The sequence below is a fragment of the Candidatus Krumholzibacteriota bacterium genome (assembly GCA_034520215.1).
Classification (GTDB): domain Bacteria; phylum Krumholzibacteriota; class Krumholzibacteriia; order Krumholzibacteriales; family WJIX01; genus JAGHBT01.
The window spans coordinates 306713-321665 of record JAXHNR010000002.1 but is presented as its reverse complement, the minus strand read 5'-3'; the positions used below and the strand labels follow the sequence as shown (position 1 = coordinate 321665).

The window sequence follows — 14953 nt, the reverse complement described above, 5'->3', positions numbered from 1 at the left end:
TTCAGTAACGTCATAAAGCCAGTTTCTTCATGCTCTATGGGCCGGCATTTCTCTTCACAGTTTATTATATATTGTTGGCCTAGTCAATTATAGATAATCAGCAAACTCATTTCACCTATATTATAAATGTCACTTTATTTTTATTGATAATAAATCAATCAACGTATTATAACAAATCAAATTTATAATAAATTAATATGCAAATCAATAATTGACTCTAAAACCCTTAATTTTCCAGAACAAATCATTCAAAAACAATCGTATCACTAAACCATAGTCATTTTTGGATTTATTAACTCCACAATAATTTGGACATTCCCCAGTTTTTAGGTCTAATATATTCTAACCTATTGTTAATCATGCAATACCTTTTATGTAAATTCTTTTAACAGGCCATTCGCTTTCCATGTTTAAATAACTTTTCCCAGCTTCCTATTCATCACTGATTTCTGATACAACAGCACAGACAAGCCGAATAAGAGATGCTTCGTTGGGGAACAATCTGGCTACTCTAGTTCTTCTCTTTATTTCTTCATTTAGTCTTTCCAGGCTGTTCGTTGTCCGAAGTCTTATTCGATGTCTTTCCGGTAACTCGAAAACTGTAAATCCTTCCGGAAGGTTTCTTTCAGCCCATTCGGTCAACTTGGGAACTTTTACTCTATATTTTTCAACCATCCTGGTTAATGATCAGCGTTAATTATTTTTCCCGGTCGCATTGACTCCCTATTTTTAACTGAAATAGGGTTGTTGCCTCATACTAATTTTACTGAAACAAAGAGAATTCAATGTGCAGAAATATCAATAAACACAAATTGGAGAATTGTTTGGAGTTTTAATTGTACTTAATCATTCACGAAAGGCCTCACATTGATAGAATTAAAAAACCCCCACTGGTACCTATGTGGTACCTGCAGGGTGCGTGACCGGTTCTCACTTTTTCTAACAAATCCTGTAACTTATAAATAATCAAAGACATAAAAAAATACACCGCCAGGGAATCGAACCCCGAACCTACTGATTAAGAGTCAGTTGCTCTGCCAATTGAGCTAGCGGTGCAGAAATAAGTATCTTTTTTCAGGTCTTTAATGTAAGCCCCGCATCTTTATTATGCAAGCAAAAACCCCCGGTAAGAGGGTAAATCTTCTGTAATATATCGCCTGCTCTTCTGATATGTAAAAAAACCGGATGTGATTATCTTCTTATCACACCCGGTAAAACCTTTTCGGGATCTTCAAATTTATCACGCCGCTCTAACAATCACATAGATCCGCGGCGCGGGATTGCTGCTTCCTAAAAGGGAAGATCGTCATCGTCGTCTGCCGCTGAAGGGACAGATTCCGCTTCTTCCCCTGAGCTCTGGCCGGAACTGTCATCTTCCGGCGGAGAATAGGGAGCGTCTCCCGCCCTTCCGAGCATTACCATCTGGTTACAGACAACTTCGGTGGTATACCGCTTGTTTCCCGAGCGGTCTTCCCACTGTCTGGTCTGAATCCTTCCCTCTATATAAACCTGTTTGCCCTTTTTCAGATACTGGCCGCAAATTTCCGCGAGCTTTCCGAAGGTTACTATCCTGTGCCACTCGGTCCGCTCATTGCGCTCGCCGTCTCTGGTTTTAAAACTTTCGTTTGTCGCGATCGTAAAATTAGCTACCGGCGTGCCGCTTCCGGTGCTTCTAACTTCGGGGTCTCCCCCGAGATTTCCAACAAGTATAACTTTGTTTACTCCGCTGCTCATCACCACACCTCCTGTGTGAAAAAATTGAACCTGCCCCTCTATCCGCGTCAGCTACCTCCCGAAAGGCTCGCCTCCATTGTAATGATATATGTAAATAGGTCAAGAAAAAAACCGCCCGTCTTACTTCAACCGGCGAACAGCTATAGCGTTTATGGAAAAGTTAGATCAGGATTGTAAAATAAGAACGAAAAATGGGGTGGACGACGGGATTTGAACCCGTGGCAACTGGATCCACAATCCAGGGCTCTACCAACTGAGCTACGCCCACCACACAATAGTTATATTATCCGCCGAAGGATTATCCTTCAAGAAAAAAGATTCTGCTTCGGCGGCTGTTAACTTTTAAAATACGCCTGGCAGGATTCGAACCTGCGACCTACGGATTAGAAGTCCGTTGCTCTATCCAGCTGAGCTACAGGCGCATCGAACATGCGTTGGCGCCGCCCCAGGCCGGCGCCCTCATGTGACAAATTTGAACGCATAGATCCTCTTAGTCCGCTCAATTGTCAATAATCCGCACGGCAATTAATATAACGCCGCCGGCAAGGCGCGTCAATATCACTTTCGCATATAACTCTTTAAAATCTGACGGGAGGCGGCGCCGGGGCCTGGAAAAAGATGCCGAATTCCCTTCTGCTGTATGAAAGAACACGCAGGAAAGATCTGCCCTTTGTTCCTGTTGCATTTTAAGCTGACTCCTGATAGAATCCTAGCAGGGTTTCTTAAACAGAAAAAGGAGGCGGGATATGCAGACTTATATACTTCTTACCAAGTTTTCGGCCGAGCAGAGCACGGAGATGAAGAACCGCAAGAAGCAGGGGCGGGAGTGGCTTGAACAGGTAAAAAAGAAATGCCCTGAGGTAAAGTTTATCTCGCACTACGCTCTTCTTGGAAAATACGATTTTATGGATATCTATCAGGCCCCTGACGAAGAGACGGCCGCTAAGGTTTCCATGATAAGTCTCTCTAACGGCGCTTTTCAGTCTGAAAGCCTTATGGCGATACCTTATAAGAGGTTTCTTAAGCTGGCAGAGGATATCTCGTAATGTAAAGGTTTACCGGAAGCGGTTATCTGCTCTTATCTCTGCCCGTTACTGAATCAATTGAGACCTTCCATATCCTTACGGCCGCGATACGGGCATCTTCGAACTCCCATTTCCTGCCGGAGTATTGAAGCATTATCTGATTGAGGGCGTATCTTTTATCCTCTTTCAGAGTCAATTCACTGACACGGCCGAACCCTATAACACTTTTATAGGTAAATGTCCATTTGCAGGGATCTTTTCTGTCGCCTGCGAGGGCGACATCATGGTCGAACTCAAAACAGACAGCCGGGCCGCGCTTGAAACAGTCAATCTTCTTTCCCTTTTTGCCGGTATGAAAGTAGAGGAACTCTCCGTCATAACCAAATGACAGCGGAACGATATACGGTATGTTATCAGTTGCCACGGCGAGCCTGCAGACGCGCGAGGAGCGGATAATTTTATCTATCTCTTCCCTGTTGATAATTTCTCTTTTCGCTTCGAACAAGCGGCTGTCTCAGTCGATTTCGGGCTTTATCTCTTCGAGGTCGCCCCTCTTTAGAACTTCAATATTACCTCGCAAAGTTCCCGGCATCGACCGGTAGACCTTTATCCCCTTGCTGTTGAAAGCGGCTAGAAGCTCATCTTCCATGTCCCCCACAAAGACAGCGTCAACAGATTCGCGGCTTAAGATATTCACGTATCTGTTGACTCCGGGGCTCTGGCCGTCCGATTCATTTTCAATAACATCGGTAGTTCCCTTATCCACATCATGAATAACAAAGAAAGCAGCCGATCCGAATTGGCGGCAGGGAATACTGTCTAAACCTCTGTCCTCTTCTACCGGAGCACATATCGTCATAGCGGGATCTCCTTTCAAGAGAGATCTCTCGGTAAATTTTCGTGTCTTCTTAAGTAACTGACACTATACCTAAAGAAGGTATTTTTTACAATCGATTATAATTTCTTCTAATTATCAAAATCCTGCTTATTCTCGTCCCGTTTGACGAGCATTCCCGTGTTTTCAGCTATTCGGAAAATGACTATCACAATCTCAAGATATATCCTCGCGATTATGACATAGATCAAGAAAATAACAGGCGACAACACGAGCATTAGAATCCCCAGAGCAATCGACTTGGCAAATCCGCCTGCAATAACCGCTATCGCTCCTATCGCTGAAGCAATTACAGCGATAATAAACAAAAATTTAATTATCTTTGTAGTTACAAATTCAGAAAATGACAGATCAAAGAGAGATCCGAAAAACCCCTTGTTCTCATTCATTTCTTTCTCCTTTTTTGGGGATTTCCCCAGTTTGGTTTAAAAACAGCACAGCTTCTTGCCCGCATCCTCTCTTTTCATTCTCAAACATTTCAGCCGCGCCGAATACCGTTATCACACCTGTTTCTTCAATCTTATCCGCTTAAGGGATATAATTCAAACATTAAATTCCTTGAAGCCGCCGGATTTTCTCCCTTCAGAACGGCCTTTTCAAATATCCCTTGACTGATTTTATTCGGCGCGATAGAATTCTATCTGAAAGTATCTTCGGGTGTCCCTTCAGGACTTAATGGGGAAGGGAGTGAAATTCTCCCACGGACCCGCCACTGTGATTAGCGATGCTTTATGCCTGAATCCACTGGCCTTAATCGCCGGGAAGGAAGACATATAAGCGCTGGAGCTATGAGTCAGGAGACCTGCCCGAAAACAGCTTTCCTTAGCCTCTTCGAGGAGTAGGAGAATGAGGAAGTTCGTTTTAATTATTCTGCAAATTACTTTACTGACTCCGGCGTTAGCGCCATTTGCGCCGGCCGGCTGTGCCGAAGCGTCAGATAAGCGGCATGCAGTGCCGGACACCGTGTTTCTTCTTCCCGAGATTATAGTCGAAGCGGAATCTCCTGAAACGGGCGGCGAACTCTTCCGGCACTCGGGCTTCGTAGGCATTATAGACGCGGACGGCACAAGGACCCCTTCGCAGGACGCCTCCCGCCTTCTGTCCAACGCGACTGGAATCAGAGTAAAGCAATACGGGGGGCTGGGAAGCTTTGCCACTGCCTCTATCAGGGGGTCATCCTCATCTCACGTGCAGGTTTACTTAGACGGCGTGCCGCTGAGCGATCCCTGCACCGGGGTTTCAAACCTCTCAGACATTGCGATCGGCAATATAGACAGGATAGAGGTGTACCGGGGGTTCAGTCCCATCTCATTCGGAAGTTCTTCTATAGGCGGCGCGATAAATTTTGTGACAGCGGTGAGCTCGAACGCGGAGGGTCGCTCAGCCCCTGCGCCCGTGGATATCTCCTCGAGCGTTACCGCAGGATCGTTCGGAACCCGAAAGGGCGCGCTAAGGATGAGCTCCGCCGCGGGCCCTTTAACGCTGAACTGCTTCGGAGGTTACGCGGAAAGCGAAGGCAATTTTACATTCTTAGACGACAACGCGACTCCTTTAAATATCTCCGATGACAGGGTCGCCACGAGATTAAACAGCGATTTCAGCAGGTGGAACTTATCTCTCAGAGCGGACATAGAGATACCTGAGCTCGAAAGGGTCTCCCTTAATTTCGACAGCTTCGAGAGGGAGGGGGGTGTGCCCGGCACTGGAGCCAATCAGTCTTCAAAGGCCAGGATAAAGAGAAGACGCAGAATAACCTATCTCAGGATGAAGCCCGAGCCGCTATTCTCTAGACGCCTTCGGAGCGAATTCACGGCGTTTCACTCCTGGACAGCGGAGCTATTCGACGACCCGCTCGGTGATATAAGTCTTGTAAAACAGAAAACTGACAACAGAATCTTATCATACGGCGGCAACATGAAGGGAAGCTTCTTTTTCTCATCCCTCCCCCTGTCGGCGGACCTCTTCCTTGAAGGCAGAAAGGAACGCTTTACACCTAAGGACTTTCTGCCTGATCTCAGAGAAGGCCCGGACAGACTGAGAAAAAACCTCACAGCGGCAATTTCGGGAAATCTGTCTCTCTTTAAGGACAGGGCGGTTCTCTCGGCCGGCACGAAGTATCTCTGGAGCCAGAGTGAGTTCTACGATGAGGCTCCCTTCCCCTGGATGCCTCCAACACCGCAGGGTGAGATTGAAAATGAATATCAATCTCCTCGCGCGGGATTCAAACTGCATCTAGCTAAAAGCTTTACAATTAAGGGAAATATCGGCAGGCATTACAGAACGCCGACCTTCTTTGAACTCTTCGGCAACACCGGGAGTGTGACAGGAGACGGAAATCTGAAGCCCGAAAAGGGACTTAACCGTGATATAGGAGCCGTTCTCTCAAAAGACAGGTTCATGTCTCTTAAAGATCTCTACCTTGAAATGCTTTATTTCGACAACGAGATCACAAACCTTATACTCTTCTTCCCGAATTCACAGAGGACGGTTAAGCCTGAGAATATAGGATCAGCGCGGATAAAGGGATGTGAAGTCTCAGGTTCCCTTCGCCTATCTTCTCTTATCGGTCTTTCGGGAAACTACACATATATAGACGGAAAGAACACAAGCCCCATCCCCTACTACAACGGAAACGAGCTGGCTTCCACGCCGGCTCACGAGGCCTCCTTTACGGTAACCCTTTCCGCAAGAAGATGCAATCTCGCCTGGAAACTGCACTATATCGGCTCGAACTACTTAGACAGGGCGAATATGGACAGGGTGCCGGAAAGAGAAATCCACAGCATCTCTCTGGAAACCAAACCCTTAGGAGAGAGGTTTTCGATCACCTTAGAGGGCAGAAATCTCACGAACAATCAGATACGCGACATAAGCGGATTTCCGCTTCCGGGAAGAAGTTTCTATATGACAATAAAATTTAATACAAAGAGAGGAAATGACGATGAAGGACAATAAATCAAATGTGTCAATAAAATCAATAAGCGCGGCGGCGGCCGTTATATTCACCTTTCTTATGCTCTCCTTAAACGCGGAAGCTGGTGAATTCGCATTTATTACGACAACGGATTATTCTACGGGATCATCTTCTGTTATCCGTCTCGACGGAAATTATACAACAGAGATCGATGTAGCTTCCATCCACAGCGACGCTGTTTCGAGATGGTTTGGCGGACTTGTCTATGTCGTAAACAAAGGGGGCGCAGATAATATTCAGGTTCTAGACCCCGCCTCCGGCTTTGAGACCCTTCGGCAATTCTCAGTCGGCAATGAATCCAACCCTCAGGATATAGCCTTTATGTCCGAGACAAAGGCGTATGTGACAAGATATGACAGCAATACTCTCTGGATCGTAGATCCATCTACAGGCGCTCATACCGGCAGTGTCGATCTATCGGCGCTTGCAGACAGCGACGGCCTGTGCGAGATGGACAAAATGATAATAAAGGGCAGCCTTCTGTTTGTAAGTATTCAGAGACTGGACAGAAACAACTACTGGCTTCCCGCAGGAGGAAGCCTCATAGCGGTTGTAGACTGTCAGGCGGACACACTCTTGGATACCGACCCCGGCCAGCCGGGCAAACAGGCTATAGAGCTGGGAAGCGAAAACCCGTTCTCCAACATTCAGTATAATCCATATACGGACAGATTATACGTTGCCTGCCCCGGCTCCTGGGGAACAAACGACGGCGCCGTAGAAGTGATAAACCCCGAAACGCTCCAGGCGGAAAGCCCCATGTTGACCGAATCAAACGCTGAAGGTGATATCAACGACGTTGAAATATTCTCTGCCGATCTTGGTTATGCTATCATCACAGATTCGAGCTTCAACACCGTTTTTATAAGCTTCGATCCCTCTACCGGAGAGAAACTCTCCGCGATATATTCCCCAGGCGACTACGTTATAAACGATATCGAAATTTCTCCCGGCGGAGAGATATTCCTGGCCGACCAGACGAGCACAGACCCCGGGATAAGGATCTACAGCGCTTACGACGGAAGCTCCGTCTCCGGCGGAACAATAAGCACCGGGCTTCCCCCCTTCGATATCTGCTTCAGCGGAGGCGTCCAGACAGACACGGAAGCTGTACCCATAGCCGTACTTGAGCAGAACTACCCGAACCCCTTCAACCCGATAACGACAATACCCTTTTCAATCAAAAAAGGGTGTAAAGTGAATATCTCTGTCTTTGACGCCGCGGGAAGAAAAACCGCCACTATCGCTGACAGAGAATTTACCGCCGGCTCGCATAGAGTGGTATGGGACGGCAAAGACGGCAGGTCAAGAAACCTCGCTTCAGGATTCTACTTCGTAAGACTTGAAAGCAGGGGGTTTACGGCCGCAAAGAAGATGATTCTGCTCCGGTAAGCCAGGGGCAGCATTGAATATAACTCTTAAAACGCGGGCGCTTTCCGGCGCACGGGGTGCCGTTTATTCAAGTTAATTTTTAAGAGTAGGCGTGTTCGCCGTAAACGCCTGAGTGCCCCGGGCATCGAGCCGCGTTTTAACCGGAGCGGGTTGCCATCTGCGCGCTGAGAAAAAGGTGCGCGAATAACTAAGATGCTTGTTCATGATAACCTGTTAATATTATTTATTTTATATACTCATTGACAAAAACGCCCTTCACAACTATAATTCTTTTAAGCGATGTAATTTACCTCTCTTAATATTTGAAAGGAAATCTTCCGAAATGAATATCCTTCTTGTAAGTCCGGAAATCCCGGCGACGCTTTTTAGTTTTAAATACGCTCTTAAATTCTTAAAAAAATCAGCTTCCCCTCCACTCGGCCTTCTTACAATAGCCTCGATGCTTCCGGATGACTTTAACTCCAGGCTGGTGGACCTTAATATCGATACCCTGAAAGACTCAGACCTCAAATGGGCGGACTACGTTTTCCTGTCAGGCATGGATGTTCAGAAGAAATCTTTCAGAGAGGTTGCCGCGCGCTGTAATAGTATGCAGACCAAGGTAATAGCGGGAGGGCCCATGGTCACCTTCGAACACGAGCTTTTTCCCGAAATAGACCACTTCGTGCTGAAGGAAACGGAGGATATCATGCCGGAATTCATCCGCGACCTGAAAAACGGAGAGCTCAAAAAGATCTACGCGGACCCGGAATTCCCCGACATCAACACCACGTTTGTTCCCAAATGGGACCTTCTGAACATGAAGAGATACCACACCATGAATATTCAATACTCCAGGGGCTGCCCCTTTAACTGCGAATTCTGCAGTATCAGCACTCTGAACGGCCGAAAGGTAAGGACCAAAAACACACAGCAGTTTTTAGAGGAACTGGAGAGCCTCCGCCTTCACGGATGGAAGGGCTCCGTGTTTGTGGTTGACGACAACTTCATCGGAAAAAGAGAAAAACTCAAGAACGATGTACTTCCCGCGATTATAGAATGGTCCAAAAAACACGATTACCCGTTTAATTTTCTAGCGGAAGCCTCTATCGACCTCTCCGACGACCCGGAACTTATGAGCATGATGGTCGATGCCGGATTCGACGAGGTCTTCGTCGGAATTGAGACCCCCAACAGCGAAAGCCTCTCGGAATGCGACAAGAGACAGAACCTCAAGCGCGACATGATAGAATCGGTAAAGACACTTCAGAGAAACGGTCTCATTGTAACTGCCGGTTTCATAGTCGGTTTTGACAGCGACCCCCCCTCCATATTCGAGGATCAGGCCAGCTTCATTCAGAAGAGCGGTATAGTGGCGGCAATGGTGGGAATACTAAACGCCCCTCCCGGAAGCCGTCTTTTTACCCGCCTCCGCAAAGAGGGACGGCTGGTCAGGAAGCACTCGGTCACCGGCGACAACACCGACGGCTCTACCAACATCATTCCCAAAATGAACTATCATACACTGACCGACGGTTACAAAAACCTTATGGGCTGGCTATACTCGGACAAGAAATACTATGAGAGGATCAAAACCTTCCTCAGCGAATACAAGCCCGTTCTAAAGGGAAAAAACCAATTCAGCTTCTCCAACATCCCCTCCTTCTCCAGGTTACTTTGGAAGTTGGGCGTCGCCACCCGGGGAAGATGGTACTTCTGGAAACTTCTAATGCTCGGTATATTCCGCTACCCCAGGACATTTCCGACGGTACTCACCATGGCCGCCTACGGGTTTCACTTCAGAAAAGTAATAGGGACGATTTCTACCACATCCTGAGGGTTGGGGTTTTTCCATTCTGCGGCTGGAAATAGGAAGAGCCGCATGATATCTCTTATTATCCCCCGATAATGCAGCCGATTGACATTGACAGAAGTGCATTTTCGAACTAGAATAAACGGGTCAGTTTATAAAGGGCCTTCTATGAAAAATGTGCTTAGAACATTTTTAAAAAGTACCGAAGTTTCGGGGCTTAACCCTGAGGAATCCCGCCGCAGAAAACTCATTAATATTCTGCTTCTGACCATTGCGGCAGGCGCTGTTTTAGTTCTGGCAACACTTCTTGTCGCGCTTTCTCTCGGCAAAGTGGGGGGAGAGCGGGAGATAAAACTTCTCATTTTTGCCATTTCATCTTATCTGACAGGAGCCGGGGTTATTTATTTTATAAACAGATATTTTTCAGTTTATCTTGCCGGCACACTTTTATTGCTGCTCATAATCGTAATTGCATCTGTATCGGATCTACCCCGGGAGGTTGTAGGCGGAAGAGGTCTGTTACTTTTTGCCATACCTATCCTCGCGGCAAGCTTTATTCTGAGCCCCCGGGCAAGTTTTGTCGCCGCGGCTGTCTGCTCAGCAGCAATTATTTCCATCGGGCTGCTTGCCGATCCACAGATACTGCCGAGCATCGCTGCCGTTATGGGATTTTTTATTCTCGCGCTGTTCTCATATCTCTCAGCCAAGAGTCTGAGAGATATCCATAGAGACATTCTAGAATCAGAAAATAAACACAGAATGTTCTTTGAAAACGCCTCGGTGGGCATAGGTATTTCTGATCCTTCGGGAAATATGCTGTATATCAATGAGCGTATGACCGAAATCACAGGTTACACACCCCGGAACTTTTCGAAAACAAATGTAATTGACACTTATGTCAACCCGGCGGACCGGAAGAGATTATTGGAAACAATCGACCGGGAAGGTGAAGCTGACAACTTTGAAGCTCAGCTTAAGAGGGAAAACGGCGAAATATACTGGGCGAGTCTCTTTGTCAAACCAATTGAATATGATGAAGCCACAGCGTTTCTGACCTCTATAATAGATGTAACAGAACGGAAAAAAACGGAAAGACTGCTACTCGAAAAGGATTATCAGATTCAGGCCCTCTATGAAGCCCCCGAGATATTCATGGGCATCCTTGATATTGACGGCAAACTTCTGAGCGCGAACAATTCAGCCCTTGATTTTATCGGTAAAACCTTTTCAGAGATAGAGGGGCGCTATTTCTGGGAAACACCCTGGTGGAACCATTCGGAAAAGCTGCAGAAAAGACTTAAAGAAAGTATCGAAAAGGCGGGCAGAGGGATTTCCGACAGGTTCGAGGCGAAGCATATCGGAAAGAACGGCGAAATTGTATTCATCGATTTCTCATTGAGGCCGACAAAGGATGAGAAAGGAAATATATTTAAGTTGTTCGCGGAAGGGATCGATATCACCGAGAAGATAATTTCCGAGGAGAGGCGAAAACTTCATTCAGATATTCTAAGAACACTTAACCGCGCTAATCAGTGGAAGGATCTGATTAACGATATCCTTGATCTGATAAAAACCGATTTTGACGCTGTCGGCATCCGTTTGATAGAGGGTGAGGATTATCCCTACTACGTGACAAACGGTTTCTCCAATGAATTCGTCAAGAAAGAAAGGCGTCTCTGCTCTATCGGTCCGGATGGTGAAATTGAAAGGGATTCCGAGGGAAATGCCATTCTCGAGTGCATGTGCGGCACTGTTATCCGCGGACGGACTGACCCGTCGCAGGAATTTTTCACTGATCGAGGGAGTTTCTGGACGAACAGCACGACCGAACTTCTTTCCGGAACAACCGGGGAGGACAGACAGGGCAGGACAAGAAACCGCTGCGCAAGGGAGGGGTATGAATCTGTCGCTCTTATCCCGATCCGGGTCGGAAAAGAGACGATAGGACTGCTCCAGCTGAACGACCGGCGGAAAAACAGGTTCACCGCCGAGTTGGTCGAATTCTTTGAGAATATTGGCAACAGCCTGGGGGTAGCTGTAAGGAGAAAGCAGATAGAAGAGGAGCTTACCAGAAGAGAGCGTCTTCATGAAGAAGCCCAGAAAGTTGCCCGTATTGGGCACTGGGAACTCAACCCCGGTTTTGACGCCATGAACTGGTCCGGGGAGATATTCAGGATCTTAGGGTTAAATCCGGATAAAGGAGAACCAACCTTTGCCGAGCATGAAAAGTATATCCATTCTGAAGACTGGCCTGCTCTTAAAAAAGCTTTAACGGCGGCCGCAGATGAGGGAACTCCATTTAATCTGGTAGCAAGAGCCATCAGGCCCGGCGGAGAGATAAGATGGATAAATATGATCGGAATGGCAAAAAGAGATGAAGATGGGAATGTTTCCGGGCTCTTCGGTACAGTTCAGGATGTCACAGATCTTAAGAGGACAGAGCAGGACCTGGTCGACAGCAGGGAAAGTTACCGGAAAATATTCTCGACCGCCGCTAATTTAATAATATCCTTGGACAGCAGCGGTATTATAGTGAACTGCAACGATCAGATTGAAAACCTCCTCGGGTACCGGAAAGATGAGATAATCGGAAATCCGATGTTAGAAATAATTCATCCCGATGATGTGGAAAGAGCGAAAGATTCTTTAGCTGAAATCCAGAAAACGGGATATTCATACGACGAAGAATACAGAATAGTCCGTAAAGACGGAGGCGTAATAGATGTAATTGTAAATTCTTCAGGGATAAATCCCGAAGGGGATTCCTATAAGAACACGATCTGTATAATTAACAATATAACTTCCCGGAAGAAAACAGAATCGGCGCTTCGGGAGAGTGAAAGAAAGCTCTCTACATTGATAGGCAATCTTCAGGGGATGGCGTACCGCTGCAGAAACACCCCCGGATGGACAATGGAATTCGTAAGTGACGGATGCCTCGAACTGACCGGATATGAACCGGAAGAGATCCTTAAAAACAGCCTTATCTCGTACGAGGAGATTATCCATCCCGAGGACAGGATGATGGTCCGGGAAGCTGTCGATGAAGCTCTGGAAAAAGGGAAGCATTTTGAACTGCAGTACAGAATTATCACAAGAGAACGGAAGGTAAAGTGGGTATGGGAAAAGGGGAAACTTATCCGGAGCGATGAGGGTAAACCGGAAATCATCGAAGGGTTTATATCCGATATATCAAGCCGCAAGAACGCGGAGGAAAAGCTTAAGGAGAGCGAACTCCAGAAGAAAGTTATTTTGAACGCGTCCGCTGAGATGGTGGTTTATTACGATACAAATCTAAGAGTGATATGGGCAAACCGTGTTTCTGCTGAATCAGTTGGAGAAACCCCGGAAGCGCTTGAGGGAAGGCATTGCTATGAGATATGGCACAATAGAAATCAGCCCTGTAATGATTGTCCCGTGTTAAAAGCCCGCGATACTAAAACTCCCCATAAGGCCGTTCAGAATACTCCGGACGGCAGGCACTTCTTCGTTCGGGGCTATCCCGTCTTAGATGAAAATAAAGAGGTAACCGCGCTGGTTGAGTTCGGTCAGGATATAACAGAGAAGATAAACAGGGAAAAAGAACAGGAAAAAATGCTCGAAGAGCTTAACCGGGCCAGGAAGATGGAATCGATTGGACAGCTTGCGGGGGGTGTGGCTCACGATTTTAATAATCTATTGACAGTAATAAACGGCCATGCCGATCTGCTGCTAAATAATGACAAACTCTCAGAAACGTCCAGGCAGGGGGCCAGAGAGATCAGCGAGGCGGGAAAACGCGCCGCGGAATTGACCAGTCAACTGCTCGCTTTCAGCCGGCGTCAGATCCTCGAACCTGAAGTGATCAATCTGAATAATGTCATTGCGAATCTGAAGAATATGCTCACCCGGTTAATAGGTGAAGATATTGAACTGATAACCGAACTGGACGATAATCTTCCAAATGTAAAGGCGGATCCCGGACAGATGGAGCAGGTCATCGTAAATATCGTGGTAAATGCCCGTGAAGCGATGCCTGAGGGGGGGCGTTTAACGGTCACGACCGGAAAAGTAGAATTGAATGAAGAATCTCTCCCGGATCACACTTCAATCGAACCCGGCCGGTATGTTGAGGTCTCGATCAGCGATACGGGTTTTGGTATGGATGAGCAGACCAGAGAACAGATTTTTGAACCGTTCTTTACAACCAGGGGGATGGCCAAGGGGACGGGGCTTGGACTGTCAACGGTTCATGGAATTGTAAATCAGAGCGGAGGGGCCATCTCTGTAGATAGCGAACAGGGATCAGGGACCACTTTTAATATTTATCTGCCCGTTGTGAACGAACCGGTTAAACCGAAGCGGGATGAGAAGCAGAAGAGCGGGGATTATTCAGGCACTGAAGCAATATTGGTTGTCGAGGATGACAGGAGAGTACTGTCAACGATTTGCCAAATGCTGGAAAGCAGGGGTTATAAGATCCTTAAGGCGCTCAGCCCTGAAAAAGCCCTGAAAATATTCCGGGAAAACAGAGATTCCCTTCAGCTGGTATTAACCGATGTAGTAATGCCGGAGATGGACGGAAAGGAGCTTGCCGGTAAAATCCTTTCTCTCAACCCGGATATAAAGGTTCTTTTCATGTCGGGATACACGGACGACGCTATAGCTCCCCGGGGTGTCCCCAAATCGAATATCGTCTTCCTGCGGAAGCCGTTCACCCCGGACCAGCTTGCCGGCAAGGTCAGAGAGGTGCTGGATGATAAGGGAAAGGTGTAGTCTGATTCAACCTTATCCCCGCGCCGAAATTAATTTTGCTTTAAGAGCTTGCTTCAAGGAAATCTTTCCACGACTGAAATCAGGATGATTGCGATGAAGCAAAGTATAAATGAGGCTTAAAAGACTTTTGTCAGCGCTTCTCAAGTTGACGGGAAAAATCCAATCTCTTATAATAAAAGGGACTGGCAGGAGTGGTGAGGGAAGAAATTGTAAAGGAGCTATAGTACTTCAACTTCGCGGAACTGAACATAACCGAGGAAAGGAAACAGGAAGTGCTGTCCGGGGGCGGTGAAAGAAATAATGCCTGCCCCTTGCGAAATACCGTGAGCCCTCCGGATTCGCCAAATCTTAGATCACCACAAACTAAGACTACCGCGAGGAAGTAG

10 protein-coding genes, 3 tRNA genes and 1 riboswitch are annotated in these 14953 nt (G+C 46.9%); of the genes, 5 read left to right on the top strand and 8 right to left on the bottom strand.

The features are described 5' to 3' along the window. Nucleotides 1-432: 432 nt before the first annotated feature. From U5O15_08000 to U5O15_07980, 5 genes are all read right to left on the bottom strand, one after another. Nucleotides 433-675: a transposase gene (locus U5O15_08000; GenBank protein MDZ7860590.1), complete on the bottom strand. Its 243-nt coding sequence runs from the start codon at nucleotides 673-675 to the stop codon at nucleotides 433-435. 308 nt (nucleotides 676-983) lie between these two features. Next, nucleotides 984-1056 (bottom strand) — tRNA-Lys (locus tag U5O15_07995). A 234-nt stretch (nucleotides 1057-1290) separates the two neighbouring features. After that, nucleotides 1291-1734 (bottom strand): single-stranded DNA-binding protein, encoded by a 444-nt coding sequence (locus U5O15_07990; protein ID MDZ7860589.1) that lies wholly within the window; start codon nucleotides 1732-1734, stop codon nucleotides 1291-1293. 192 nt (nucleotides 1735-1926) lie between these two features. Then, nucleotides 1927-2002, bottom strand: a tRNA-His gene (locus tag U5O15_07985). A gap of 80 nt (nucleotides 2003-2082) precedes the next feature. After that, nucleotides 2083-2156, bottom strand: a tRNA-Arg gene (locus tag U5O15_07980). 324 nt (nucleotides 2157-2480) lie between these two features. Between U5O15_07980 and U5O15_07975 the strand changes: the two genes are divergently transcribed. Beyond that, the gene (locus tag U5O15_07975) at nucleotides 2481-2780 is read left to right on the top strand and encodes a GYD domain-containing protein (GenBank protein MDZ7860588.1); all 300 of its coding nucleotides are present in this window, start codon (nucleotides 2481-2483) and stop codon (nucleotides 2778-2780) included. Nucleotides 2781-2802: 22 nt separating this feature from the next. Here U5O15_07975 and U5O15_07970 read toward each other — a convergent pair whose 3' ends face one another. From U5O15_07970 to U5O15_07960, 3 genes are all read right to left on the bottom strand, one after another. Beyond that, nucleotides 2803-3264 carry a pyridoxamine 5'-phosphate oxidase family protein gene (locus tag U5O15_07970; protein ID MDZ7860587.1) on the bottom strand — a complete coding sequence of 154 codons (462 nt, stop codon included), beginning with the start codon at nucleotides 3262-3264 and terminating at the stop codon, nucleotides 2803-2805. A gap of 9 nt (nucleotides 3265-3273) precedes the next feature. Continuing rightward, the gene (locus U5O15_07965; GenBank protein ID MDZ7860586.1) at nucleotides 3274-3618 is read right to left on the bottom strand and encodes a NifB/NifX family molybdenum-iron cluster-binding protein; all 345 of its coding nucleotides are present in this window, start codon (nucleotides 3616-3618) and stop codon (nucleotides 3274-3276) included. Between the two features lie 107 nt (nucleotides 3619-3725). Then, on the bottom strand, nucleotides 3726-4043 hold the full coding sequence (locus tag U5O15_07960) for a DUF4282 domain-containing protein (protein ID MDZ7860585.1): 318 nt from the start codon (nucleotides 4041-4043) through the stop codon (nucleotides 3726-3728). 249 nt (nucleotides 4044-4292) lie between these two features. Further along, nucleotides 4293-4479, top strand: a riboswitch (cobalamin riboswitch). 21 nt (nucleotides 4480-4500) lie between these two features. On the opposite strand from U5O15_07960, the gene U5O15_07955 reads away from it, so the two are divergent. From U5O15_07955 to U5O15_07940, 4 genes are all read left to right on the top strand, one after another. Beyond that, nucleotides 4501-6609 (top strand): TonB-dependent receptor, encoded by a 2109-nt coding sequence (locus U5O15_07955; GenBank protein ID MDZ7860584.1) that lies wholly within the window; start codon nucleotides 4501-4503, stop codon nucleotides 6607-6609. Next, a complete protein-coding gene (locus U5O15_07950) occupies nucleotides 6596-8020 on the top strand; it encodes a T9SS type A sorting domain-containing protein (GenBank protein MDZ7860583.1) in 1425 nt (474 codons plus the stop codon). Before U5O15_07955 ends, U5O15_07950 begins: the two co-directional genes overlap by 14 nt. 322 nt (nucleotides 8021-8342) lie before the next feature. Next, nucleotides 8343-9836 carry a DUF4070 domain-containing protein gene (locus tag U5O15_07945; GenBank protein MDZ7860582.1) on the top strand — a complete coding sequence of 498 codons (1494 nt, stop codon included), beginning with the start codon at nucleotides 8343-8345 and terminating at the stop codon, nucleotides 9834-9836. Nucleotides 9837-9980: 144 nt separating this feature from the next. Next, nucleotides 9981-14567 (top strand): PAS domain S-box protein, encoded by a 4587-nt coding sequence (locus tag U5O15_07940; protein ID MDZ7860581.1) that lies wholly within the window; start codon nucleotides 9981-9983, stop codon nucleotides 14565-14567. Nucleotides 14568-14953 lie beyond the last annotated feature (386 nt).